The organism is Actinomadura nitritigenes, from assembly GCF_017573545.1.
Lineage (GTDB): Bacteria > Actinomycetota > Actinomycetes > Streptosporangiales > Streptosporangiaceae > Spirillospora > Spirillospora nitritigenes.
This window is the reverse complement of the sequence record NZ_JAGEOK010000014.1, coordinates 50,372-73,561: the sequence shown is the minus strand read 5'-3', so window position 1 is coordinate 73,561 and position 23,190 is coordinate 50,372. Positions and strand designations below refer to the sequence as shown.

The window sequence follows — 23,190 nt, the reverse complement described above, 5'->3', positions numbered from 1 at the left end:
CGCTCTTGAACGGCGAGACAGGCCACACATGAAAGTGGCCTGAGCGGGAGACCCGCCCAGGCCGGATGCGGTTAGCACCCTAGTTGGCGCTTCGATGCTACCTCGTCCGTCTTGATGGCGTGCGTGCTCCCACGTATCCGTAACGCCTGCTCAGCAGGCGGACGAGAGGTGTATTCAGCATGCGCAGCATTCCTGTCGACGTCTCCGCTCTCACCTTCGTGTGCGTGTCCGCGCCGCGTCCCAAGCTCGTCAACCAGGACACGGGCGAAGTGAAGGTGGACCGGGACGGCAAGACGGTGTTCACGGTCGGGCTGTCGGCGGCGGACGCCATGGGGCGGGTCGAGCTGGTGAACGTCTCGGTGCCCGGCGACCAGGACGTGAGCATCGGGCAGATCGTGACGCCGGTCGGGCTGGTGGCGTTTCCGTGGGAGCAGGTCATCGGCGGTCAGAAGCGGTGGGGTGTCGCCTACCGGGCGTCGCGGATCGCGGTGGCCGGTCCAGTCGCGGTGCCGGGCGCTCCGGGCTCGTCGTCCGCTGCGGCGGACGTGGCCTGAGCGGCGGCCCGGTCATGACTGACTTCTACCTGGTGCTCGGAGTCTCGGCCGCTGCGGCGGCCGGGCTCTGGGCCTGGCGCCGGTGGCATCCGGTGTCCTTCTGGTACGGCGTCGGCTTCCCAGTGCGGGCCGCGCTGGTCTACCTGACGTGGCATCACGTCGCGTCCGGTTGCAAGCTGACTCGCAACCGGCGCAGGTTCCGCCTCACCTTCGATGCGGTCCCGGTGCTCGGTCCCGCGGCTCGGGCGAGCGAGACCGTGGTGCGGCAGAAGCGGCGGGTGCGGCGGGTCGACGTCGAGCGCTCTCCCCGCCTGGGCATCCTGCGCCCGACTCGGCTCGGGTGGCGGATGCGCCTGCGGCTGCATGATGGGCAGGTACCGGCGGACTACGAGAAGGCGGCGGAAGGAATCGCGCACGCCTGGCGCGTGCACTCGGTGCGGGTGGTCGACGTGCGGCCGGGGTTCGTGACGCTGTGGGCGACCATGCGTGACCCGCTCACCGAGGTCATCGTGCCGCCCGCACCGGTCGAGCTGCTGCGGGTCCGGCCGGGGAAGCTGGAGAACGGCGCCGACTGGGTGATGGACTTCCGCATCGTCCCGCACTGGCTCAACGCCGGGGCGACACAATCCGGCAAGTCCAACCTGGCCAACGCCATCATTCGCGACCTCGCACCTCAACCGGTCGCGCTGGTGGGCTTCGATCTCAAGGGCGGGGTCGAGTTCACCCCGTACGCGCCTCGGTTGTCGGCGCTGGCCTCGACTCGCAAAGAGTCCGTCGACCTGCTCTCTGACCTCGTCGGGGAGGTCGAGAACCGCATGGCCCTGTGTCGCGCGCATGGCGCCCGCAACGTGTGGACGCTGCCTGAGGACCTGCGGCCGGTGCCAGTCGTGGTCCTAGTGGACGAGGTCGCCGAGCTGTTCCTGATGGCCGACAAGTCCGAGAAAGACGAGGTCTCCAAGACCGCAACCTCACTCCTGCGGGTCGCGCAGCTCGGCCGGGCGTTCGCGGTCTACCTGATCGTGTGCGGGCAGCGCATCGGCTCCGACCTGGGACCCGGCGTCACCGCTCTGCGTGCGCAGCTCTCCGGGCGGGTGTGCCATCGGGTCAACGACCCCGAGACCGCGAACATGACGCTCGGCGATCTCGACCCGGCCGCTCTGGACGCCGCCCGCGCGATCCCTGCCGAGACTCCGGGCGTGTGCATCGTCGCCGGCCAAGACGGCGCCTGGCACCGCGCTCGCTCGGTCTACGTCCCCGAGCAGGAGGCCGAACAAGCTGCGCGCGAGTACGCGCACTTGGCCCCGGACTGGAAGACCCTCATCGGCTCCGTCCCGGTGCTTCGTCCGGCCGCATAACCGCCCGGTCTCTCTCTTCCCTGCGGCTCGGCGTGAGCCCTGATCACGCCGCGTCCCTACCTGGTCCTTGCCCGAAACCGCCTCTGGAGGTTCCTGATGGCCGCTCGCATCCGTGTCCTTCGTCCTCGTCCTCGGTTCGCTGTCGTCCCCGCCCCGTCCTCGCCGTCCCCGGTGTCGTTGTGGGACGTGTGGCCGGTCGGCGTCGAGTGGGACGAGTTTCTGTCCCTGCACGTCGCTCGGTGCCAGTGGTGCGCCGAGTCGTTCGCCTCGTCTCGCGCTGGCGAGGTCGATGACTGGGCCGACGCCCACCGCTGCGATGCCGAAATCGTCGCGCTGCTCGCGCTCGTCGACACCCGGCGGGCCGCATGACCCGGCGCGTCGTCGGTGTAGTCGCGGACTCCGGGCCGGTGGTCGTTCTGGCTGGGATCGCGGCGGCCGGGTCGTTCACCCACATCCGCGACACCGCCACCGACCACGGCCAGCAAGGGTGGATGGCCTGGGCCATCGCCGTGTGCATTGACCTGACCTGCGTCATGGCGGCGGGGGAGCGGCAACGGGACAAGCGCACTGGGCGTCAGACGGGGCGGCTGTCGTGGCCGACGCTTGTCCTCGTCGGCGGCGTCCTGCTGTCCCTGGCCGCGAACTTGGCACAGGCGGACCGGTCGGTGTGGGGCTGGATTACCGCAGGCACCCCGGCCCTGGGCTTTCTGGTCGCAGTCTCCATGCTCGAACGGCGCAAGGCCGCGCCTGCGGCTCAGCGAGGCTCGTCCGCTCTCGTCTCGGATGGGGCGGCCACCCCGGACGCAGTGGGCCGTTCATCCTCGGACAGGTCGCCCTCGTCCGCCGTCCCGTCCTCGGCCTCGTCGCCGTCCTCGCCGTGGGTGGTGTGGGAGGACGGCCGTCCTCAGAACATTGAAGCCGCCCCGGCCGCTCGACCAATTCCGGACGACCGGCCCCCGGGAATGGCTGGCAGCCAGGACGCGCGAGACGGGCAGACCGCAATCCCTGTCCCGGCCATGAACGGGTCCGCGGCTGCCTCGTCCGATCCGGTTCCGACTGCAGCGGCCCCGCTGGTCGACTTCGCGCGCCGCGTCGCCTCCGAACACGAGGACCGGGAGGGGCGGCCGATCACTCGTGACGCGCTGCGTGCCCGCCTCGGAGTGTCCAACCAACTCGCCTCTGACCTCCTCCGCCAGATCCGCACCGAGCCCGCACCCGTCGCCTGACCGCCTGGAGGCATCGCACCATGACCGCTCACACGAACCCCACCGGCCGGACCGCTTCGGTCGCACTGGGGGCCTTGCTCACCCGTCACCAGACCATCGCCGGCCTCCGGGCACGGGCCGACCGGGATGACCGGCCGCACCTCTCGATGGTGCGGCGCTGGGCGTGTGCCACCTGTGGCGGGGGCGGGGTCGCCTCCGACGGGTCGACCTGTCCTGACTGCGACGGCCACGGCCACACGCTCTGAGGGGGATGCCTCGATGTTCCTGCGCCGCTGCGGCTTCGCCGCCTTCTGGCTCGTCCTGGCCCTGTTCGCCCTCAACCACCCCGCCAACGCCGCGCATGCCGTCCAGGCCATCTTCAGCGGCTTGGCGTTGCTGGCCGACGCGCTCTCGCGCTTCGTGACCGCATTCTAGCTCCGCCCCCGGCGTGGCCGCACAAGCCGCCAAGCACACACAGCCACGCCGGGGCCATCCCCGCCAACCGCCTGAACGGATGAGGAGACCCGTCCATCGTGCCGCACGCCGCTCCACACGTCTCCACGATCGCCGCGCGCGACATGGCCGAACGCTTCAACCGGCCCGACTTCCGCGCCTGGGCACACCGCGCCCACACCACGGGCGGATGCGCCCAACCCATCCACCTACGCGGTGGCGTCGACCACATCGACCCCACGACCGGCGCCGTCCTGCACCGCTACTCGACCGCACGTGAACCGGGCGGAGCGTTGCGGGTGGCGTGCAAGACTCGACGTGCGTCGCGCTGCCCGGCCTGCGCCGAGATCTACCGCGCCGACACCTACCAACTCGTCCGCGCCGGCCTGGTCGGCGGCAAAGGCGTCCCGGACACGGTCACCCAGCATCCGGCGGCGTGCGTCACCCTCACCGCGCCCTCGTTCGGGCCGGTGCACTCCCGCCGCACCGGGGCCGGCGGCGCCGTCGTGTCCTGCCATCCCCGACGCAACGGCGGGAGCTGCCAGCATGGGCGGCCGGTGTCGTGCACCGTCCGGCACTCCGCCGATGACCCTCGACTCGGGCAACCCATCTGCCCCGACTGCTTCGACTACACCGGCGCCGTGCTCTGGAACGCACACGCACCCGAACTATGGCGACGGTTCACCCTGGCCTTCCGCCGGTACGTCGCCCGGTCGGCGGGCCTGCTCGTCCGCGAACTGCGCGAGGTGCTCACCGTCTCCTTCGCCAAGGTCGCCGAATACCAGCGGCGCGGACTGGTGCACTTTCACGCCGTCATCCGCCTCGACGGACCCGGCGGCCCCGACACGGCCCCGCCCGCCTGGGCGACACACGAGCTCCTCAAGGCGGCCGTCGACCACTCGGCGAGCGCGGTTCGGGTGTCGACTCCAGCGGCGGGCGACGTCCCGGCCATGACGCACGCGTGGGGCTCCCAGGTCGACGTCCGGCCGATCACCACCACCGGGGACCTGACCGATAACGCCGTGGCGGGCTACATCGCCAAGTACGCCACCAAAGCCGCCGAATGCGTCGGCACCCTCGACCGCCGAGTGCGGGCAACCGACGACCTCGCCGACCTACCCGTCTCGGCACACGCCCGGCGGCTCATCGCCGAATGCCTCCGCTTGAGTGCCCTGGAGGAGTACGCGGGGCTGCGGCTGGCCGAGTGGGCTCACATGCTCGGCTTCCGCGGCCACTTCTCCACCAAATCCCGCCGCTACTCGACCACCCTCGGGCGCCTCCGCGCGGCTCGTATCGAGCACAACCAGCGCGAACACGACGAGATCACCACCGGGCGCCTCCCCTTCGACGACGACCAGGTCCTCGTCGTCGCCCACTGGCGCTACCTCGGGCAAGGCATGACGCCCGGCGAAGCACTCCTCACCGCTGCCCTCACTGGCAAGCCGCTGCCAGCTCTCGTCACCGATGAACGGAGTTCCGCGTGTCCAAGCTCCTGCTGACCGTCCCGGAGGCCGCCAAAGCGCTCTCGATCTCGCGCAGCAAGCTCTACGAGCTGCTCGCCTCTGGCGCGATCCGCTCCATCCGCATCGACGGCTCTCGCCGCATTCCTCTCAACGCTCTCAACGCCTACATCGAGACTCTGATGAAAGAGGCTGCATGATGACCAAGACCGCTCTCGCCAACCCGGAAGAGCCGCGCAGGCCCGGCAGGAACAAGCCCAAGCTCCGCGACGGGATCATGAAGCGCGGAAGAACCTGGTCCTACGTCATCCGCGTCACGGATCCGGAGACAGGCATCTCCAAGCCCAAGTGGGTCGGCGGCTTTCCCACCGAGGCCGCCGCCAAAGAAGCCCGCGACGAGGCACGCGTCAGGGCACGGCGCGGCGAGTACATCGACCGCAACGCCGTCACCGTGGCCGATTACCTCGACGAGTGGCTTGAAGCCCATGCGGTCGAGGTCAAGCCCAAGACCCTCGCGGACTACCGCCACCTCATCGATCGCCACGTCAAGCCCAACATCGGCGGCCTGCGCCTCCAAGCCGTCCGGCCCGGCCAGATCACCAAGCTCTACCGCGACCTCATCACCACGGGGGGCCGAAGGGGGGCCGGTCTGTCGCCCCGAACCGTTTCCTACGTGCACGCGGTGCTCCGCAAGGCGTTCGGTGACGCCGTCCTCGTCGACCAGCTCATTCCGTCCAACCCGGTCGAGCGGGCGAAGCGGCCCAGGATGCGGCGTCCAGAGCCTGGCAAGGTCTGGACGGCGGCTGAGCTGCGCGCCTTCCTCAAGGTCGCTGGACGGCATCGGCTGGCCGCGTTCTTCCACCTGGCCGCCTACACCGGGGCTCGGCGCGGTGAGCTGCTCAATCTGCGGTGGCGAGACGTCGACCTTGACGGCGCCTCGATCCACATCAAGGGCTCGGCTGCCTTCATCGCCGGCGAACGCATCGAGGGGACGACCAAGAGCGGCCGGTCTCGCGTCGTCAGCATCGACCCTGGCACGGTCGATGTCCTCAAGGCGCACCGCAAGCGCCAGGCCGCCGACAAGCTCAAGGTCGGTGAGGCGTGGAAGGGTGCGGACAAGGTCACGGACGATTTCGTGTTCGCCACTGGATGGGGCGAGCCGATCCACCCGGACACGGCAACGTCCCTGATGACGACCCTGATCAAGGCGCACAACGAGCCGAAGGACGGGATGCTTCCGGCTGAGCCGCTGCCCCACGCGCGGCTTCACGACCTCCGGCACATCCACGCGACGACGCTGCTTCTGGCGGGCGTTCCCGTCCATGTGGTGGCGGCCCGCCTCGGCCACGCCGACCCGTCCATCACGCTGCGGGTCTACGCGCACGTGATCAGCGAGCAGCTCGTGGAGGCAGCCGCGATCTTCGCTCAGCAAGTGGAGGGCGCGGCGTAGTCCCTGGGAGCCACGCTGTTAGCAAGGCCGTTAGCAAAGGGGCCCCTCGCGGTGATCGCGAAGGGCCTCTGACCTGGGCGCACCCGAAGGGATTCGAACCCCTAACCTTCTGATCCGTAGTCAGATGCTCTATCCATTGAGCTACGGGTGCCCGTTCGGACCCAACTGTACCGGCTCCCGGCACCGGACGGCGAATCGGCGGCCGAAGAGGCGCCGAGGGCAGTGTGAGCTGGGTCACGGAACCGTCTGTGGCGGAATAACGCCAAAGGGGTATTCGAGACGGATGTGGCCAGCGCGGTTTACCCTCGTCCCGAAGTCCCAAACCCCCCTGAAGGAGAAAGTTCATGCGCATGTCTGCCGCCAAGCTCGTCGGCGCCCTGGCCATCGGTGGCCTGCTGATCGGCTCCACGGCCTGCGGTCCGGTGGATTCCATCACCGGCGGCGGCAAGAAGAAGACCGCCTGCAAGAACATCGAGACCGAGTTGAAGAGCGTCGCCTCGAGCGGCGGCTCGGCCACCGGCTCCGGCGGCGCCGAGTCGACGGCCCAGACGTTCTCCGACGCGGCCGCCAAGATCCGCAGCGAGGGCCAGAACGCCGGCGGCGATGTCGAGACCGCCGCCACCGCGTTCGCCGGCGACCTCGACGAGACCGCCGCCACGCTCCGCAAGCTCAGCTCCGGCAACCTGTCCGGCGGCACGCCCAACTTCACGCAGATGCAGCAGCACGGCGAGGACCTCGGCAAGGCCTGCGGCTACACCGGCTTCCACATCGGCTGATCCGCGGCGCTTCGCTCCCGCGGCCCCGGGAGCGAATCGTCCGGCGACCTCGTCGCCCGGAGGGCGTGTTCGCACTATGCTTCAGTGCCACAGGCCAGACTTTGCCGGTTGCTGCGCTGAACCGGTAACCTGTCCTGAGCCTGATGGCTCCTGGAGGATTCGCCTAGTCCGGTCTATGGCGCCGCACTGCTAATGCGGTTTGGGTTTACCGCCCATCCGGGGTTCAAATCCCCGATCCTCCGCCACTACCAGCGGTTCTCTCGATGTGACGAGCGTCGAGCGGGCCGCTGGTTTTGCTTTGGGGGGCCGATGGGGGGCCGAAGCGGCGGGGGACCACCGCGGCTGACGCCTCGGCGGCGGCCTTGAAGACCTGCGGGACCACCGAGGCGTAGACGTCGGCGGTGAACGCCGACCGGGCGTGCCCGAGCGTCTCGCTCACCACCTTCATGTCGACCCCGGCGGTGAGAGACAGCGTCGCCGCCCCGTGCCGGAGGTCGTGGAGCCGGATGGGCGGCAGAGGACCGCCTTCGATGGCTGCTCGGGCTTTCGCCTCGCTGACGCGGTGCTGCCTGGCGATGCGGGACAGGTCCCATCCATCCTCGGCATACCGTCGCCTGATGGCCTCGTACTGCTTGAGCAGCAGGTCGAGGCGCTGGGAGATCCACTCGGGCCGGAGCGGGGATCCGTCCGGACGTGTGAAGACCAGCGCGGAGTCGACCCATGCTGGTCCGGCGGCGAGCCTTTCCGAGCGCTGGTGAGTGCGCCAGGAGCGGAGGATGTCGACGGTCGTGGAGTCGAGGGTGATGGTCCGGTCGCCGGCTTCGGACTTGGTGTCGTCCACCTCCAGGTCGTCGTCGGGCCGCGTTTCGCGGACCGCGAGGATGCCTGCGTCCAGATCGACATCACTCCAGGGGAGTCCGGCGACCTCTGCTCGGCGGAGCCCTCGCAGGGCGACGAGGTGGAACATCGCGTACAGACGTTCCGACTCGTAGATGTAATCGAGGAAGGCCCCGGTCTGCTCCGGGGTCCAGACCATGACCGCCGCGGGGGCCTTTCTCGTCTGCTCCCACCGAGCGATACGCGCGGCTGTCCAGACGAGAGGCTTGCGCCTGGGCACGCGGGGGAGTTCGACGTGCTCGACAGGGTTGTGCGGCAGATACTTCTTCTTGGCCGCAGAGCCCATTGCGGAACTGAGCACCGCATGGACGCGCTTGATCCGCGCGGGTGACACGGGCCTTGTGTGCTTCTTCAGCCTCTCGCCCGCAGGTCCGGTCCGCTTCGACGAGTCAGCTCGGGCGTCGATGAGGCGGCGCATCATCTCGCTGCACTTCTCGCCCGCGAACTCCGGCCGGTTGATCTTCATCATCTCCGCGTACAGCTCGCTCGCGTGATGGGCTCGAAGGTCCACCAGCCGCAGGTGGCCGAGCGCTGGTTTGTGGTAGAGCTCGACCGCCTCCCGGTAGCTCGCGAGAGTGGAGCTCTTCAGGTCGACCTTGCCGGCCAGCCATCGATCGAGCCACTGAGCGACGGTCATCTGACGGTCTGACGCTTGGCCGTCTAGCCCGATCTTCGCAAGTTCCTTGATGAGCTCCTCCTCGGCGTCCTCCTTCCTCTTGAACGGCCCGACGCGGGGCCTGCGCCGCTTCCCATCGACCGACGCGGGCGCCTCGTAGCGGAACCACCAGGTGCCGTGGCCCTTCTTCTTGATCTCGGGACAGTTGGTGTCGTACCGCTTGCCGGTTTTGGGGTTCGTGCAGCGGCATCGTTTGAAAACGGCCCCCTTCACGACATCACCACCTTTGTGACTCTGTGTGATCGCACTTGCGCGTTCAGTGTTAACATGGTCGGCATCAGCTCGTCAACTGAAGGACTTGAGTACGTTGTATGGCGCTTTTAATTGTCGAAGCTCGGTTGCGCGGGCATCGAGTATCTGTGTTGACCAGCGTCTTTGCTCTTCCTCGTCCTGCCAGCCGACGGCCGGGGTGGTGAGGCTGCGGCTATCGCTACACCCCGGCCGTCAGAGTCACGCTGGTGGCGAAGGCAGGTCCGTCAGCCGGGTTCTGGCTCGTAGTCGAGGAGGTCTAGAAGCGCTGCCACCGGGACGCGGTAGGAGATGCCGATACGGATGACCTTGCAGGGGAACTGGTCGTGTTTGGCGAGGTGGTAGGCGTAGGTGCGGGAGAGACCGAGGGCTCGGGCGGCGGTGGTGATGTCCACGACGGTGGGCAGGTCGGCCAGGTCGGTGTACTTCATGGGCTGCATGGAGAGCCTCCGTGTTGTCGGGTTCGTGTTGGCTGCGGATCGGTTAGGTGAAGCACCAGCCGGTGTCACGGGTGCCGTCGTCCTGGTCGAAGAGGAGAGTGTCTGCGTTGAGCGTGACGTCGGCGAGGGGTGCGTTGTAGCGGGTGAGGTAGACGGGGTCCTGTCGAGGACGTGGCGGCGTTTGTTGATCAGGCTGTGATGTGGGGAGTGCTCGGGCGCGTGGCGCCGATGTACTGGCGCTCGCGGTAGGGGTTGCCGGTGAATTGGGAGATGCGTACGACGTCGCCGGTCTGCGGGGCGTGGATCATCTGCCCCCGGCCGTAGTAGAGGCCGACGTGGTGGATCGTCGCCGGGTTGCGGGTGTCGGTGGCGAAGAACAGCAGGTCACCCGGGCGCAGTTGGGTGCGGGGGATGTGCGGTCCAGCGGTGTATTGGGCGGCCGCGACGCGGGGTAACTGGATGCCGGCTTTGGCCCAGGCGTATTGGGTGAGGCCGGAGCAGTCGAAACCTTTGGTGCCGGCGCCTTGAGCGATGCCGTAGCTCGGACCTGCCAGTCCGCCGCCGCCCCAGGAGTAGGGGGTGCCGAGCCAGTGCAGCGCGGCGCGGACCGCGATGGCGCCGTGTCCGCTGGCGGTGGGTGTGGGGGTGGCGTAGGCGGCGGCTTGGGTGAGGACTTTGTGGACGTACCAGTCGGCGTGGTTGTACTGCCAGATCGCTTGGTAGAGGTGCCGTCCGCCTTGGCCGGCGTGGTTGGCGCACAGGTAGTGGGCGGCGCCGTAGATGGCGTCGGCGGGGTTGTAGCGGTCGGTGTGTCCGTCGTGGTCGCCGTCGACGCCGTAGGTCGCCCAGGTGCCGGCGAGGAACTGCATGGGGCCGGCAGCGCCTGCGCTGTTCTCCCCGGTCTTGACGCCGGGTGCGGTGGAGCGGCCGTGGTCGGACTCGATCTTGCCGACCGCGGCCAGGACGTTCCAGCCCAGGCCCGGGCAGGTTAGGGCGGCGTCGAGGTACCAGCGCAGGTAGGCGGGCGGGATGTCGGCGCGGGCGAGCCGGGTAGGCGCCCCCGCTGGCCCGGCGCCGACGGCCGGATCCTGTTGTCCGGCCAGGAGTAGGACGAGACCGAGCGGGAGCGCCAGGACGGCGGCGCATGCGGTGGCGGCGGCCTTCAACGGATGGGCCGCCTTGGGTCCGGGAGGTTAGTCCTGGGCGCCGGTGCGGGCGCGGCGTTGGGCGCGGTATCCGGCTCCCCTCCGTGTGGGCTGGGCAGGTTGGTCGGTCTGTTCGTCATCGGCGGCGTCCCCTTGGTGGTGGGGCTGCCGCAGCACCTCTCGCACCGCTTCCCAGGAGTAGCGGAAGTCCTTGCCGGTCTTGAGCGCGGGGATCTGCCCGGCGTTGGCCATCCGGCGGACGGTCTGGGGCGACAGGCCGAGTTTGGTCGCGAGTTCGGCGGTGGTGAGCACGTCGGGGTCGCGGCCGGGCGTGTCGGTCATCGCTGGGGCTCCTGGGGTTGCGGTCACGTGCGATGGTCCCTTCAAGTGTCGCGGATGCGGTGCCGCGGAAGCACGCTGTGAATCGTGTTGGGTTCCAAAGAAAGTGTTTGACGATGCTTGCGCTCCATAATGTTGCCACGTACGGTGATGCTCGATCAACTCACAGCAACGATTCGGGGGTAGCGGGTGAGTCTCCGCCAAACCACAACAACCCACCACCGACCAGCTCCGGGCTTGGCCGCAGAGCCGGGCGCCCTGGATGTGGTGGTGGCCGGCGCGCACGGCGGCGCCGGGACCTCCACGCTGGCAGCGCTGCTGCGCACGCCTTGGGACATGGGCTCGATGGAGCACCTGCTGGAGTTGGACCGTCCACCGCTGCGCGCCAAGGGACGCCCCATCGTCCTCGCGGTACGCAACACCGCGGTGGCGGCCAAGCGCGCGACGGCGGCAATCGGTGTGCTGAGCGAGTGGGACGAGCAGGTCGCGGCGCTGGCGATCGTCAGCGACGGCGGCCCCGAAACGCGTGACGCCACGGCCCGGTTCGCACTTCTCCAGGCGCGCGTCGACGGCATCGTCCGCGTCCCGCACGTCAGGCAGCTGCGGCTGGCCGAGGACCCCGCACAGGTCGTCCTGCCGAGTAAGGCACGCCACGCTCTGCAGCAGCTCCGCAGCCTGCTCAGCCGGACCGGCGGTGACGCCACGACGCGCCGGCAGGAGGTGGAATGCTTCTGATCTCCCTCATCGTCCGCGCAGCCGAGTTCGGCGAGCTCCTGGACAGGCCGTCGAGGCTGCACCCGAAGGATGGTCTCGGGGTGCCGGTGCCCAATCCACCGCCCGCGCCGCCGCCAGGGATGGACGCCAAGATGAACACGCTGCTGTCGTGGGGCAAGTGGGGCGTGCTGATCTGCGGCGTCGCCGGACTGTTCATCTGCGCCGGGCAGATGGCCATCGGCCGCAAGAACCGCTCCACCTTCGCCGCCGACGGCGCCACCGGCATCCCCTGGGTGCTCGGCGGGCTCAGTTTGGCCGCGACCGCGGCCCCGATCGTCGCGGTGTTCTTCAAATGACCCGGCTCCGTCTCACCGGATCTGCAGCTGGTGGTCGGCTGCGCACTGGCGGCCTCGTTCTCGCGGCCATCACCGGTGGTGCCGTCGTGGGCGTCGCAGCCGACTTCGTGCTTCACGGTCCCGCCTCCACAGCCCGGACCAAGGGGGTGTCCCGGGCATCGAGCGGTCCCTCCTCCGTGTTGGTACAGCAGATGGCGTCCGCTCCGCCGGTTTCGTTCGCCTGGGTGAGATGGCGGGACTACCACGGTGTCCTCTTGCCCTACTCCTCCGGCGATGGGCCGCGCATTGTTCGCGGCGACCTGGCTTCGGGGTTTGCGCGGACGCCGTTAGGGGCGCTGCTGGCCGCGGTGCATGTGGCCGTGCGGGCGAACGCCCAGTGGGGGCCGAAGGTGTTCGAGCCGACCATCAAGGACCAGGTCATCGGGCCGGACGCCGCGTCCCTGCTGACGGCGACGCAGGGGCTGTACGACAAGCGACGCGGGCACCTCCGGGATGGTGCGGCGCTGGGGCGGGCGTATGCGGTGCTGGAGGGATTCCGCTGGCAGGGCTACTCCTCCGACACGGCCAGCCTGGACCTGGTCTCCGCTGGCCCTGGCGACAGTGACGTCACCGTCCGGGCCGTCACCCGGCTCCAGCTCCGGTGGCAGAACGGCGACTGGCGGGTCATCGCTCCACCCGGCGGCACATGGGGCGGCTCTGCGGCTTCGATCCCGTCGCCGGACGGATATGTCCGCTTCCCGAACGGAGGAGGCGGGTCATGATGACGCTCATCGCACTGCCGTGGGATCCGTGCTCGTCGGTGCTGGACCCAGGCTGCGTGCAGACGGTCGACAACGACGACCACCCGTGGGGCCCGCCGATGCCCGACATCCCCGGCGAGATCGGCAGCAACGCCTTGGAGGATGCGGCCAAGGCCTTCCAGTCGGCGGTGGGGTGGCTGATCTCCCACACCGCGTCCTGGTGGGTGCGGACATCGTCGCCGAACCTGCAGTCAGAGGCCGCGATCGGCTATCTGCAGTTGCTGGTGCGGCCGTTGACGATCGCGGTGGCCGTGCTGGCGCTGCTGATGGTCGCCGCACGCATGGCGCTCACTCGCAAGGCCGTCCCGGCCGTGGACGCAGGTCGCGGGCTGGTCGTGCTGGCTGCAGTGACCGCGATCGGAACCGTGCTGCCGAACCTGCTGCTGCAGTGGGGCGACCAGTGGTGCCGCTGGGTGCTGGACGCCTCGTCCCAAGGTGACTTCGCCAAACGGATGGCCGAGATCGTCATCATCCCGACCGGGACGCCCGCCGCGCTGGTGCTGGTGCTGTGCCTGGCCGCACTGGTCATCGGCATCGTCCAGGCGCTGTTGCTGCTCTTCCGCGGCGCCGCCCTGATCATCCTGGCCGGGCTGCTGCCGCTGGCCGCCGCTGGCGGGCTCACCGCCGCGACACGGTCCTGGCTGACCCGCGTCGGAGGCTGGATGCTCGCGCTGATCTTCTACAAGCCCGCCGCCGCGGCGGTGTACGCGACGGCGTTCACCCTGATCGGGAGCGGAAAGAGCCTGCACTCGGTCCTGATGGGATTCGCCATGATGCTGATCAGCCTGATCGCTTTCCCGGTGCTGCTGAAGTTCTTCACCTGGACGACCGGCGGCGCCGAGTCCGGCAGCGGCGGCGGCATCCTTGGGGCGCTGATGGGCGGCGCTACTGCTCTCGGTGCCATGCGTGCCTACGGCGCGGCCAACGGTTCCGCCGGCGGAGGCCGAGGTGCGGCCGGTGAGCACGCCGATTACCTCAGCCAGCAGTTGGGCGACCAGAACATCGCGCCCTCTGGTGATCAGCCAGCCGCACAGCCTCCCACCGATCCGGCACCCGCCCCCTCCGATCACCAGGCGGCCGCTGGCTCCCCGCAGGCACCGGGCGGCGATCCGAGTGCCCCCTCCGGCGGCACGCCACCGGACACAGGTCAGTTCGCAACCACCGAGAACGCCGCAGGTAGCTCCAATGGCCACGGCTGGGCGCCGCCCGATGGCGGCCATGGCGACCCGGTCGGGCCCGCAACGGTCCAGACGTTCGAACGCGAGCGGCACCGCGGCCAGGACACGCTCCGCTGGATGGGCAACCCGACCGGCTCGGCCGACACCGGCAACGGTGGCCCGAGCGGTGCCGTAGGGGAAGGAGGTGGCGGAGGTGGGGCATGACATCCGCACCTACGGCGGCTGGCGCCGCCGGCGCGGCATCGGGCTGCTCGGCCTGGACACCACGTCGACGTTCCTGGCGCTCGGTGCTGCGATGGTGCTGGTTCTCGTCGCTGCGGCCGCCCCGTGGCTGCTCATCTACCTGTTGCCACCGGCTCTGATCGGTGGCGGCCTGGGACTCATACGGGTAGAGGGTGTTCCGCTGGCGCTCCTGCTGCTGGCGCGGTGCCGCTGGCGCTGGGCGGTGCTGCGCGGCCACAATCGCTACCGCGCCGGCGTCGTCATCGACCATCCCCGCGCGTTCCAGCTTCCTGGGGTGCTGGCTCCGTTGACCTTGCTGAGTGCCGAGGACGGCTATGGCGGCCGGTACGGGATCGTCTGGGACCGGCGCACCGGGCTGCTCACCGCGACCCTGCGGGTAGTGCCGGCCTCGACCTGGCTGGCCGACCGCGCCGACGCCGACACGTGGGTCGCCGCCTGGGGCGGCTGGCTCGCCGCCCTGGGGCACATGCCCGCCGTCCGCTGGGTCACCGTCACCATCGACACCGCACCCGAGCCCGGCTCCACTCTCGTCGACACCGTCGACAAAGCCATCGACCCGGCCGCACCGGAGGCGGCGCGGACCATCATGAGCGAGCTGGTGCGCACGGCTCCGGCAGCGGCAGCGGACGTCGACACCCGCGTCTCGGTCACCTTCGACCCCAGGGCTTCGGCAGCATCCCCTAGGGACTTGTTCGAAGCGGTCGCCGACCTCGGCCGCACCCTGGACGGTCTGGCCTCCCGGCTCGGCGGCTGCGGCGTCTCGGTGCTGGGACGGGCGACCGCGGCGGAGACCGCCGGAGCGGTCCGCACCGCGTTCGACCCGCACGCCCGCGGCGAGATCAACCGCATTCTCGCCGGATCTGGAGCGGACGAGGTCCTCACTTGGTGCGACGCCGGGCCGGTGGCCGCGATCGAACACACCGGTCACTACGAGCACGACGGCGGAGTCTCGGTGAGCTGGGCCTGGCACGAGCCGCCCCGCCAGAACGTCCGCTCCGACATCCTCGCTCGGCTCGTCGCGCCGGGCCCATTCCCTAAGCGCGTCACCCTGCAATATCGGGCGCTGCCCGCCGCAGCGGCCAGCCGCGTGTTGCAGCAGGAGGTGAACGCGGCGGCGTTCCGCGCCCAGTTCCGTCGGCGGACTGGACGCGACGAAACCGCTCGCGACAGCTGGGATTCGGCGCGCGCCCGGCAGGCCGCCGCCGAGGAGGCGATGGGTGCCGGAGTCTGCCTGGTGTCGATGTACGCGACGGTCACTGTCACCGATCCCGAGCAACTCCGCCGCGCCGTGGCGCATGTTGACGCGTCCGCGGAGGCGGCCAAGATCCGGCTGCGTCGGCTGTGGGGCAGCCAAGCCGCCGGCTTCGCCACCACGCTGCCGTGCGGCATCTGCCCATCCGAACTATCCCGCCGCCTCCTGCACTGAACCGGAGCACATGTCTTGAGAAACGTCGAAGCCATGGCCATGTCCGAGCCGGTCGCCCCGCCGTGGGGCTGGCGCGGTCCTGGCGCCGGCCGCGCCGCTCACGTCGAACCCGCGCCCGAATTCCAGGCCACCACCAGCCAAGTCTGCGGGCTGTATCCGTTCACCGCCGGCTCCGGCACGCCTACCGTCGGCACGCCGATCGGACGGCATCAACTGTGGGGCGAGGTGGTCTGCCTCGATCCGCTGGCGTGGTTGCGCGAGGGGCTGGTCACCAACCCTGGCATGTTCGTCCTCGGCCAGCCCGGCACCGGCAAATCCACGCTGGTCAAGCGGCTGGTCACCGGAGCTGTCGCGACCGGGACCACGCCGATCATCCTGGGCGACACCAAACCCGACTACACCCGGCTGGTCGACTACTTGGGCGGTCAGGTCATCCGCGTCGGGCGCGGCGTCGACCGCATCAACCCGCTCGACGCCGGTCCGCTGGACGAAGCACGGCGACGTCTGACCGGTGCCGATGCCGAGACACTGCGCTGGGAAGTCCGGTCACGTCGGCTTTCGCTGCTGCTGGCGCTGGCGACTCTCGTTCGCGAGTCCCGCATCACCAACGCTGAAGAAGTCGTTCTCGGCCGCGCCATCGACCTGCTCGACGAGCGCCTGGGCCACGAGCCCACCATCCCTGATGTCCTGTGCATCTTGGAACATGGCCCCGACGAACTGCGGTCGGCGACCCGCACCGACACCGCCGACTCCTACCGCGCCCAGACCCGCGACTTGGTGTTCACCCTCGACCTGCTCATCTCCGGCTCTCTCGCTGGGGTGTTCGACGCCGCCACCACCCGTCCGCTGAACCTGGAGGCGCCGGCGATCAGTGTCGATATCTCGCGGGTCCGCGCCGCCGGCGACAAGCTTCTCACCGCGGCGATGCTGTGCACCTGGGCCTACGCCTTCGGCATGGTCGACGCCGTCACGGCCCTGGCCGACCTGCACGCCGCACCGCGCCGCTCCTACCTCGGCGTGATGGACGAACTGTGGCGCGCGCTGCGCGGAGCACCTGGGCTGGTGGAGCATGCAGACGCCCTCACCCGCCTTAACCGCGCCAAGGGCATGGCCTCCATCATGATCACTCACTCCCTCGCTGACCTGGACGCGCTGGCCACCGAAGAGGACCGCGCCAAGGCCAAGGGCTTCGCCGACCGCTCCGCCATCACCGTCCTGGCCGGCCTGCCGCCCCGCGAGCTTGCCCGGGTGCATGAGATCACTCCGCTCACCGGTCCCGAGCAGCAGCTCGTCACCTCGTGGTCGGCGCCGGACTCCTGGCAGCCCGGCGCCCGTCACCCCGGTCGCGGCAAGTACCTGATCAAGACCGGTGAACGCCTTGGCATCCCCGTCGAGCTCTCCCTCGTCGGGCCCGAGGCCGACCTCTACGACACCGATCAGGCCATCCGGGCGACCGCATGACCCGAGCCCTCGGGCCCCGCGCCTCGATCCTCGACACCAACGCCGGCGCCGCCTGGCTGGTCCTGGCGGCCTGCTGGTCGCCGATCGGCGCACTGGCACTGATGTGGGCCTCGGCGAAGCTGGCCGCGACCGCCGTCGGCGGAGCCGTCGCGCCGTTCGGCGCTGACTTCGCCCTCGCCATCGGCCGCCACCAGTTCCAACGTGCCTGGCCGCGAACCCCGACGCCGCTCGTCGTGCTCGTCCTCATGCTGTTGCTGACCGCGCTGATCAGTGCCGCATGGATGGCGTGGCGGCGGATCGCGCGACGTTTTCCACAGCCTGGGGATGCCGTCGCTGCCCTCGCCGACAATCCGGGCCTGACCGAGCTCGAACCGTCCGCGACCGCGAAGAAGGCCCTCGCGCTGCGCCGCTCCCTGACCAGGCCGCCCGAGCAGCTCGACCGCGACGACATCGGTCTGGTCCTGGGCGACGTGCTGCTGGCCGGTGACCGGAGCGGGCCGACGCTGTTCGCCTCGTTCGAGGACACCGTGATCGCCTTCATGGCGCCCCGCTCGGGCAAGACGACCACCCAGTCCATCCCGCACGTGCTGTCGGCACCGGGGCCGGTCATCGCCACCAGCAACAAAGCCGATCTGTGGGCCGCCATCTCCACCGTCCGCGCCAACCGCACCAAAGGCCGGACCTGGCTGTTCGATCCCCAGCACATCACCTACCAGCCCCAAACCTGGTGGTGGAACCCGCTCGCCGGGCTGACCACCGTCGAGGACGCCCACCGCCTGGCCGGCCACTTCGTCCTGACCGTCGACGACGGCCAGAAGAAGGACCTGTGGGGACCGGCCGCCCAGGACCTGCTGTGCGCGCTGTTCCTGGCCGCCGCCACCTCCGGCCGCTCCCTGCACCACGTCGCCCAGTGGCTCGACGAACCCGCCGTCCCCACCCCCATCGAACTGCTGCAGGAGGCCGGGTTCCAGCTGATGGCCTCCTCGCTGAAGGGCACCCAGAACGGTGCGGTCGAGACCCGCGACGGGATCTATCAGACCGCCCGCACCGCTGCCAAAGCTCTGCGCGACCAGGAGATCCTCGCCTGGGTCACCCCCGCCCGCGACCTGCCGGTCTTCGACCCGCACGCCTTCGCCGGCACCCGCGACACTCTCTACCTGCTGTCGAAATCCCTTTCGGCGGCGGCGCCGCTGATCGCCGCGCTCACCGACACCACCATGCGCGCCGCCGAACGCCGCGCCGAACAAGCCGGCGGACGCCTCGACCCGCCCCTGATCGTCGCCTTGGATGAGGCCGCCAACATCTGCCGCATCGCCGACCTCCCCCAGCTGTACTCCCACCTCGGATCCCGCGGCATCATCCCCGTCACCATCCTGCAGAGCTATGAGCAGGGCGTCACCGTGTGGGGCGAACCTGGGATGGCCGCGCTGTGGGGAGCCGCCACCCGCAAACTCATCGGCGCTGGCATCGACTCCCCCCGCCTCGTCCGCGACCTGGCCACCCTCGTCGGCCAACACGACGTGCCCGTCCGCTCCATCACCTACAGCGACGGACGCGCCAGCGAACAGATCTCCCTGCGCCGCCAGGACATCCTCGAAGCCGCAGACATCCGCGCCCTGCCCACCGGCACCGCGCTGCTGCTGGCCACCGGCACCAAACCCGCCCTGCTCCGCCTGCGCCCCTGGTACCGCGGCCCCCACGCCACCGCCATCAGCACCGCCATCAAGAACGCCGACACCGCCATCGCCGAAGCCGCCCGCCGCCACCACGGCCAGCCCGAACGCACTCAGCTGCCGGAGTTGGACACCTGAATCCGCGTCTGGCCGCCCGAGCGATCCGCCAAGAGAACGGTGACGTCGTCATGCCCACCACCAGACTTCAGGAGGCTCAATGCCCGACGAAAACGCCGCGACCAACTCCGGGGGCGAGAAGCTCAAGCCGCTGTATCCCAGCCTGACCAGCTGGGTGACCACCCACTTCGTCCCCATGTACCGGCGCACGCTCGGCGGTGAGTTCCGCTGGTGTGCCCAGTGGTGGCACCACGGCGAGGCGATCTCTCGCCTCACCGCGCTCTGGTACGCGTGGGAGGCCATGCGCCTGCAGGGCGCCACCGGCTTGGCCCTGTGGTACCGAGACCACCTCGACCACCAACTCCCCGTCCTCCTCGGGCCCCGCGGGCCCTTCTACCAGTGCACCGAGAACGAGCACCTCAGCCCGCACGAAGCCCGCGTCGCCCCAGTCCCCGACGGCTGGCTCGGCCCTGAGCCGAACGGTCCCCTCCTGGGGAAGGCCTGACCCCACAGCACCTTGCCCCGGCTCACGCCACTGACTGGAGACCCGCATGCCCGATCGCATAGAAGCCACCGCGCTCGCACTGGACGCCTACGAACAGCACCTCTTCGGTGACCAGGCCAACGGTCATCGCAACAACCACGCCGAAGCCGAAGGGCTCTTGCACTCTCTCGGCATCGACCTCATCCGCTACGGCGAAGGCAACCGCTTGGACGTAGTCGCTTCCCACGGAGGTAGCTGAATGCCCGATCCCGATGCCGCCGTCGCCGCAGCACTCGACGCCTACCAGCGCGAACTCCTCCCCGGCGACCTTCCCACCCACCGCACCGACCTGTCCCTAGCCGAGTCATTCGTCCAGTCGTTGCTCGAGCAGCTCGCCCGCTACGCCGACCAGCACGGCTTGGACGTTCACGACACGCTCGAGGAGCTGCACCAGCGCAGTATCGACCGCAGCGAGACCGAGCCCGACCTCGTCCACAACTTCCGGCTCGGGGCCCAGGTGCAGATTCGCCAGCAGGAAACCGCTACAGGAGCCAAGCCCCGGTACCCGCGCTGGCGCGGCTTCATTACGTCCCTCGTCGAGTCATCCGATGGCGATGCCCGGTGCACGCTCCGGGTCCCGGCCGTCGCTGACACCGTGCACGTAACCGCATCCGAGCTCGAACCGGCCGACGCTCTCCTGCCCATCGCCACCAGAACAGCCGGCGTGGTGCACCATGCGCACGACGCAGAGGAAACGATCACCGCCCTCGCCACCTGGCTCAAGCGCAACGCCGACACCCGGCCGACCACCTACCAGGACCGGCACGACGACCTGGCGCGTCTATCCGAGGCCCTGGCGACATGGTCAGGCGGCCAGCCTGAAGGGATTGGCCTCCACCTGCCCGCACGCGACTCGCGCGCCGCCCGGCGAACAGACAGCGCCGCCCCGCCTGGCCTCTTCGCTGCCGCCCGGCTGGCCGCGACCGGATTCCCGCAAGGCCCCACACCCATTCGGCCCGACGACCCGCCCACCGCCAGCAGGCTGCCGGAACGTTCCCAGCGACGCCCGCACCGCCCCTAGACCACCACGACACCTAAGGCACCAGCCCACCTACTGGACGGAGGTTCTATGACCGAAGCCGGCGCCGAAGAGTTCGCCGAGTTCGGAGCCGCAGCTCTCGATGCCTTCCAAGCCCTCTTCGAGCAGACCGAGCACCTCGACCACCGCACCAACGATAAGGACGCACGCGAGCTGATCAGCGACCTGCTGGTCGACCTCATGCACTACGCCGAACGCCGCGGAATCGAGTTCAACGACATCGCCGCCCAAGCGCAGGCCTACTACGACACCGAACGCGACAACCCCAACGCCTTCGCCATCGGCTCGGCCGTCCAGCTCGAAGGCCCCGCCGCCCACGAGGTGATCCTGCTGGGTCAGCCGACCCGAGGCACCGTCACCGGCGTGCTGGTCTCCCAGCAGGGCCAGACCGAGTACTACGTGCACTTCCTCGGACAGACCCAGAACCAGTCCGTCCTGGCCGCCGACCTGGAGCCTGCGCCGCCCTTCCCCACAACGCCCACGAGTCAAGGTGTCGTCCATGACCCGCTCAAGGCCGAACAGCTCCTGGTCAACTCGGCAACCCGCATCGCCATGGCAGACGTCCACAGCCGAGCACCAGACCAGGACGACCTACGGGACCAGCAAACCCTGCTGGCCGCGCTGACGACCTGGAACGACATGCATGAACGCAACGTCACGGACTTGCTGCTGAGCAGGGTCGCCGAACACCTGGACGCAGCAGAACTGGATGACACCACCAAGCCGCCCCCTCCGGCACCAACCGCAGAATCGACCGCTCGGCTCACGCCCGCCCAACTCGCCGCCCAAGCGTTCCCGGTCCCTCTGGCCGACAGCATCGCCAGCACCCAGAAGCCGGCCACAACCCGCGCATCACGCACACGGCAATCGCCGCACAGTCCCAGTCGCTGACCCGTCTCGCAGTCGCCCCCAATCAACGAAGAGCAACACCACGGAGGATCTCCTGAAGCACCAGTTCCAGTACCTCACGCGACAGATCAAAGCCGCCGACTCCATCCCCGCGCTACTCACCGCCGCCTTCCTCGGCGTGGACCTGATCGAGCGCACCACGACCCCGTTGCATGCCATCGGCAACGACCAGACCCGCCTCAACTCCGAGACCGCGACTATCGCCGCCATCGAGGCGTGGTGGGCGCTGTCGCAAGCTCCCACTCTCGCCTGGCCCGGCGCCGCGCCCATGAGCGCGGACGAGACTCGGGAACTCGCCGAGGCGATCGCCGACGTCGTGCTGGTCGTCACCGAGGCGATCCTCAACGTCGCGTCCAAGTCCGCCGATCCCGGTGACCGTGTCGCCTGCTTGCAAGCCGCACATCACGCCGGCCGCCTGCACGCGGCTCTGAAGTAGGCGCCCATGACCGATCACGACTTCAACGCCACGCAACTGGCCCGCGCTACCCAGATCATCCGAACCTACGAACAGCGCGCCTTCCCCGGCGGCGGCTCCCTGCTCGACCGCGACCCGCTCTACACCCGAGCCCTGCTCAGCGCCCTGATCAACGATCTGGAGCACTACGCCGCCAACCACGATCTCGACTTCAGCGAAGTCGTCACCAGCGGCCTGGCCACCACCGCGCGCGACACCGCCGACCAAGCTTCCTACAAGGTCGGCGACGAGGTCCGGATGCCCCGCCACGGCGACCGCTGCGGCACCATCGTCGGCTGGACCACCAGCAGATCCGAAAGCGAGACGACCTACCTCATCGAGATCCCCGGCATCCCCCACGTCCTCGCCGAACTGGCCGCGCACCTGGCACCAGCACCGCCGTTCCCGCGCACCGAGACGGTCCTCGGCACCGTCGTACGTGCTGACCAGGCCGAACGCAGCTACATCAGCCTCGCGGCCCGCCTGACGACCGCCAAGGCCTCCGACCGCCGCGCACTCGCACGCGACTGCGACAACCTCATCACAGCACTCAGCTCCTGGACGGGCGTTCCGGCCGACCAACTGCGCGACGAACTCGGCCCCAAGCCACCGCCGAATGCTCCCGCGGGCCGTCCCAGCGACGCCGCAGCTGCCGCCAACGACTTTCCCCACGACATCACCCAAGTCATGCCGGGCACTTCAGCGGCGCCCGCTAACCGCCCGAACAAGCCGGCAAGGCGCCACCGCGGCCCCGCCCAAGCCGCATGACAAGCAGCAAGAGAACCCAGATGCGGAACACCGCTCGATGCCAACGCGGCCACGCCCGGATCCGGCCCGGCCCCGCCCGTCCACCGCACCGGCCCCACTCACCCGAACCAAGGACCAGCACATGACCCACGAACGCGAGCACGCCCAGGTTCGCCAGACCTGGTTCACCGAGATCCTCACCACCGCGCTCAACGAACTGGCGCACGCCGAACGCGTCATCACCGCCTTCGCCGCCCAGGAACCGGACGGATTCATCGCCTGGGGCATGGCCGAGGGAGAAGTCACCCAAGCCCACCGCGCCCTGCGCCAGGCCCCGTCCCTGCAGGCCGCCGCGCCCACCGACCACGACACCGCCAACGCGACCGCCGACGCCCTGTTCGAACTCGCCAGCAAGGTCTCCCAGAGCCTGGTGCGCGCCGCCGAACTAGCCAGTGACCCCGACGACAAGATGGCCTGCCTGCAGGCAGGCCTGCACGCCAGCCGGCTCCGCGAAGCCCTCCGGTAGCCGC

27 protein-coding genes and 2 tRNA genes are annotated in these 23,190 nt (G+C 69.6%); 23 read left to right on the top strand and 6 right to left on the bottom strand.

The genetic code is table 11. The annotated features are described in order from the left end of the window. Positions 1-179 precede the first annotated feature (179 nt). The 8 genes from J4557_RS22475 to J4557_RS22440 all read left to right on the top strand — a co-directional run bounded on the left by J4557_RS22475 (position 180) and on the right by J4557_RS22440 (position 6,477). Complete coding sequence (locus J4557_RS22475) at positions 180-554, top strand: SCO3933 family regulatory protein (protein WP_208268684.1); 375 nt, start codon at positions 180-182, stop codon at positions 552-554. Positions 555-568: 14 nt separating this feature from the next. Next, positions 569-1,909 (top strand): FtsK/SpoIIIE domain-containing protein, encoded by a 1,341-nt coding sequence (locus tag J4557_RS22470; RefSeq protein ID WP_208268683.1) that lies wholly within the window; start codon positions 569-571, stop codon positions 1,907-1,909. 171 nt (positions 1,910-2,080) lie between these two features. Further along, entirely contained in the window at positions 2,081-2,278 is a 198-nt protein-coding gene (locus tag J4557_RS22465; protein ID WP_208268682.1) for a hypothetical protein, read from the top strand. Beyond that, positions 2,275-3,135, top strand: a complete 861-nt coding sequence (locus J4557_RS22460; RefSeq protein ID WP_208268681.1) for a DUF2637 domain-containing protein — start codon at positions 2,275-2,277, stop codon at positions 3,133-3,135. The genes J4557_RS22465 and J4557_RS22460 overlap by 4 nt, the downstream gene beginning before the upstream one ends. A 258-nt stretch (positions 3,136-3,393) precedes the next feature. Beyond that, positions 3,394-3,549: a hypothetical protein gene (locus J4557_RS22455; RefSeq protein ID WP_208268680.1), complete on the top strand. Its 156-nt coding sequence runs from the start codon at positions 3,394-3,396 to the stop codon at positions 3,547-3,549. 98 nt (positions 3,550-3,647) lie between these two features. Beyond that, positions 3,648-5,066: a replication initiator gene (locus J4557_RS22450; RefSeq protein ID WP_307800135.1), complete on the top strand. Its 1,419-nt coding sequence runs from the start codon at positions 3,648-3,650 to the stop codon at positions 5,064-5,066. Continuing rightward, positions 5,048-5,227 (top strand): helix-turn-helix domain-containing protein, encoded by a 180-nt coding sequence (locus J4557_RS22445; protein WP_208268679.1) that lies wholly within the window; start codon positions 5,048-5,050, stop codon positions 5,225-5,227. Before J4557_RS22450 ends, J4557_RS22445 begins: the two co-directional genes overlap by 19 nt. Beyond that, positions 5,224-6,477, top strand: a complete 1,254-nt coding sequence (locus J4557_RS22440) for a tyrosine-type recombinase/integrase (protein WP_243776189.1) — start codon at positions 5,224-5,226, stop codon at positions 6,475-6,477. The genes J4557_RS22445 and J4557_RS22440 overlap by 4 nt, the downstream gene beginning before the upstream one ends. A 78-nt stretch (positions 6,478-6,555) precedes the next feature. On the opposite strand, the gene J4557_RS22435 is transcribed toward J4557_RS22440, so the two are convergent. Continuing rightward, positions 6,556-6,628, bottom strand: a tRNA-Arg gene (locus J4557_RS22435). A 193-nt stretch (positions 6,629-6,821) separates the two neighbouring features. Between J4557_RS22435 and J4557_RS22430 the strand changes: the two genes are divergently transcribed. Together J4557_RS22430 and J4557_RS22425 are read left to right on the top strand one after the other, a co-directional pair. After that, entirely contained in the window at positions 6,822-7,253 is a 432-nt protein-coding gene (locus tag J4557_RS22430) for a hypothetical protein (RefSeq protein ID WP_208268678.1), read from the top strand. Positions 7,254-7,405: 152 nt separating this feature from the next. Further along, positions 7,406-7,498, top strand: a tRNA-Ser gene (locus J4557_RS22425). Here J4557_RS22425 and J4557_RS22420 read toward each other — a convergent pair. The 4 genes from J4557_RS22420 to J4557_RS22405 form a co-directional block, all read right to left on the bottom strand. Continuing rightward, positions 7,477-9,039 (bottom strand): site-specific integrase, encoded by a 1,563-nt coding sequence (locus J4557_RS22420; protein WP_208268677.1) that lies wholly within the window; start codon positions 9,037-9,039, stop codon positions 7,477-7,479. The two genes, J4557_RS22425 and J4557_RS22420, sit on opposite strands and share 22 nt — an antisense overlap. A gap of 263 nt (positions 9,040-9,302) precedes the next feature. Next, the gene (locus J4557_RS22415) at positions 9,303-9,515 is read right to left on the bottom strand and encodes a helix-turn-helix transcriptional regulator (protein WP_243776188.1); all 213 of its coding nucleotides are present in this window, start codon (positions 9,513-9,515) and stop codon (positions 9,303-9,305) included. Positions 9,516-9,703: 188 nt separating this feature from the next. Further along, positions 9,704-10,681 (bottom strand): C40 family peptidase, encoded by a 978-nt coding sequence (locus J4557_RS49770; protein ID WP_243776187.1) that lies wholly within the window; start codon positions 10,679-10,681, stop codon positions 9,704-9,706. A 27-nt stretch (positions 10,682-10,708) separates the two neighbouring features. Then, the gene (locus tag J4557_RS22405; protein WP_208268676.1) at positions 10,709-11,002 is read right to left on the bottom strand and encodes a helix-turn-helix domain-containing protein; all 294 of its coding nucleotides are present in this window, start codon (positions 11,000-11,002) and stop codon (positions 10,709-10,711) included. A gap of 234 nt (positions 11,003-11,236) precedes the next feature. Here J4557_RS22405 and J4557_RS22400 point away from each other — a divergent pair, with 234 nt between their 5' ends. The 8 genes from J4557_RS22400 to J4557_RS22365 all read left to right on the top strand — a co-directional run bounded on the left by J4557_RS22400 (position 11,237) and on the right by J4557_RS22365 (position 19,472). Continuing rightward, positions 11,237-11,734, top strand: coding sequence for a hypothetical protein (locus tag J4557_RS22400; RefSeq protein ID WP_208268675.1), 498 nt, complete (start codon positions 11,237-11,239; stop codon positions 11,732-11,734). Next, positions 11,725-12,069, top strand: coding sequence for a hypothetical protein (locus J4557_RS22395; protein WP_208268674.1), 345 nt, complete (start codon positions 11,725-11,727; stop codon positions 12,067-12,069). The genes J4557_RS22400 and J4557_RS22395 overlap by 10 nt, the downstream gene beginning before the upstream one ends. Further along, positions 12,066-12,830 (top strand): DUF8175 domain-containg protein, encoded by a 765-nt coding sequence (locus tag J4557_RS52555; protein WP_486303381.1) that lies wholly within the window; start codon positions 12,066-12,068, stop codon positions 12,828-12,830. The genes J4557_RS22395 and J4557_RS52555 overlap by 4 nt, the downstream gene beginning before the upstream one ends. Continuing rightward, complete coding sequence (locus tag J4557_RS22385) at positions 12,827-14,251, top strand: hypothetical protein (RefSeq protein ID WP_208268672.1); 1,425 nt, start codon at positions 12,827-12,829, stop codon at positions 14,249-14,251. The genes J4557_RS52555 and J4557_RS22385 overlap by 4 nt, the downstream gene beginning before the upstream one ends. Next, complete coding sequence (locus J4557_RS22380; protein ID WP_307800134.1) at positions 14,241-15,716, top strand: SCO6880 family protein; 1,476 nt, start codon at positions 14,241-14,243, stop codon at positions 15,714-15,716. Before J4557_RS22385 ends, J4557_RS22380 begins: the two co-directional genes overlap by 11 nt. A gap of 33 nt (positions 15,717-15,749) precedes the next feature. Further along, complete coding sequence (locus J4557_RS22375) at positions 15,750-17,177, top strand: putative type IV secretion/conjugal transfer ATPase (RefSeq protein ID WP_243776186.1); 1,428 nt, start codon at positions 15,750-15,752, stop codon at positions 17,175-17,177. After that, positions 17,174-18,988: a type IV secretory system conjugative DNA transfer family protein gene (locus tag J4557_RS22370; RefSeq protein WP_208268671.1), complete on the top strand. Its 1,815-nt coding sequence runs from the start codon at positions 17,174-17,176 to the stop codon at positions 18,986-18,988. Before J4557_RS22375 ends, J4557_RS22370 begins: the two co-directional genes overlap by 4 nt. 79 nt (positions 18,989-19,067) lie before the next feature. After that, positions 19,068-19,472: a DUF4913 domain-containing protein gene (locus J4557_RS22365; RefSeq protein WP_208268670.1), complete on the top strand. Its 405-nt coding sequence runs from the start codon at positions 19,068-19,070 to the stop codon at positions 19,470-19,472. Positions 19,473-19,494: 22 nt separating this feature from the next. Here the strand turns inward: J4557_RS22365 and J4557_RS22360 are convergent, their stop codons facing one another. Next, positions 19,495-19,698: a hypothetical protein gene (locus tag J4557_RS22360; protein ID WP_208268669.1), complete on the bottom strand. Its 204-nt coding sequence runs from the start codon at positions 19,696-19,698 to the stop codon at positions 19,495-19,497. 12 nt (positions 19,699-19,710) lie between these two features. Between J4557_RS22360 and J4557_RS22355 the strand changes: the two genes are divergently transcribed. The 5 genes from J4557_RS22355 to J4557_RS22335 all read left to right on the top strand — a co-directional run bounded on the left by J4557_RS22355 (position 19,711) and on the right by J4557_RS22335 (position 23,186). Next, the gene (locus J4557_RS22355; RefSeq protein WP_208268668.1) at positions 19,711-20,532 is read left to right on the top strand and encodes a hypothetical protein; all 822 of its coding nucleotides are present in this window, start codon (positions 19,711-19,713) and stop codon (positions 20,530-20,532) included. Positions 20,533-20,580: 48 nt separating this feature from the next. Continuing rightward, complete coding sequence (locus J4557_RS22350; protein WP_208268667.1) at positions 20,581-21,441, top strand: hypothetical protein; 861 nt, start codon at positions 20,581-20,583, stop codon at positions 21,439-21,441. A gap of 136 nt (positions 21,442-21,577) precedes the next feature. Continuing rightward, entirely contained in the window at positions 21,578-21,895 is a 318-nt protein-coding gene (locus J4557_RS22345; RefSeq protein ID WP_208268666.1) for a hypothetical protein, read from the top strand. 6 nt (positions 21,896-21,901) lie between these two features. After that, positions 21,902-22,681, top strand: a complete 780-nt coding sequence (locus J4557_RS22340; protein WP_208268665.1) for a hypothetical protein — start codon at positions 21,902-21,904, stop codon at positions 22,679-22,681. 121 nt (positions 22,682-22,802) lie between these two features. Continuing rightward, entirely contained in the window at positions 22,803-23,186 is a 384-nt protein-coding gene (locus J4557_RS22335) for a hypothetical protein (RefSeq protein ID WP_208268664.1), read from the top strand. The last annotated feature ends 4 nt before the right edge of the window (positions 23,187-23,190 follow it).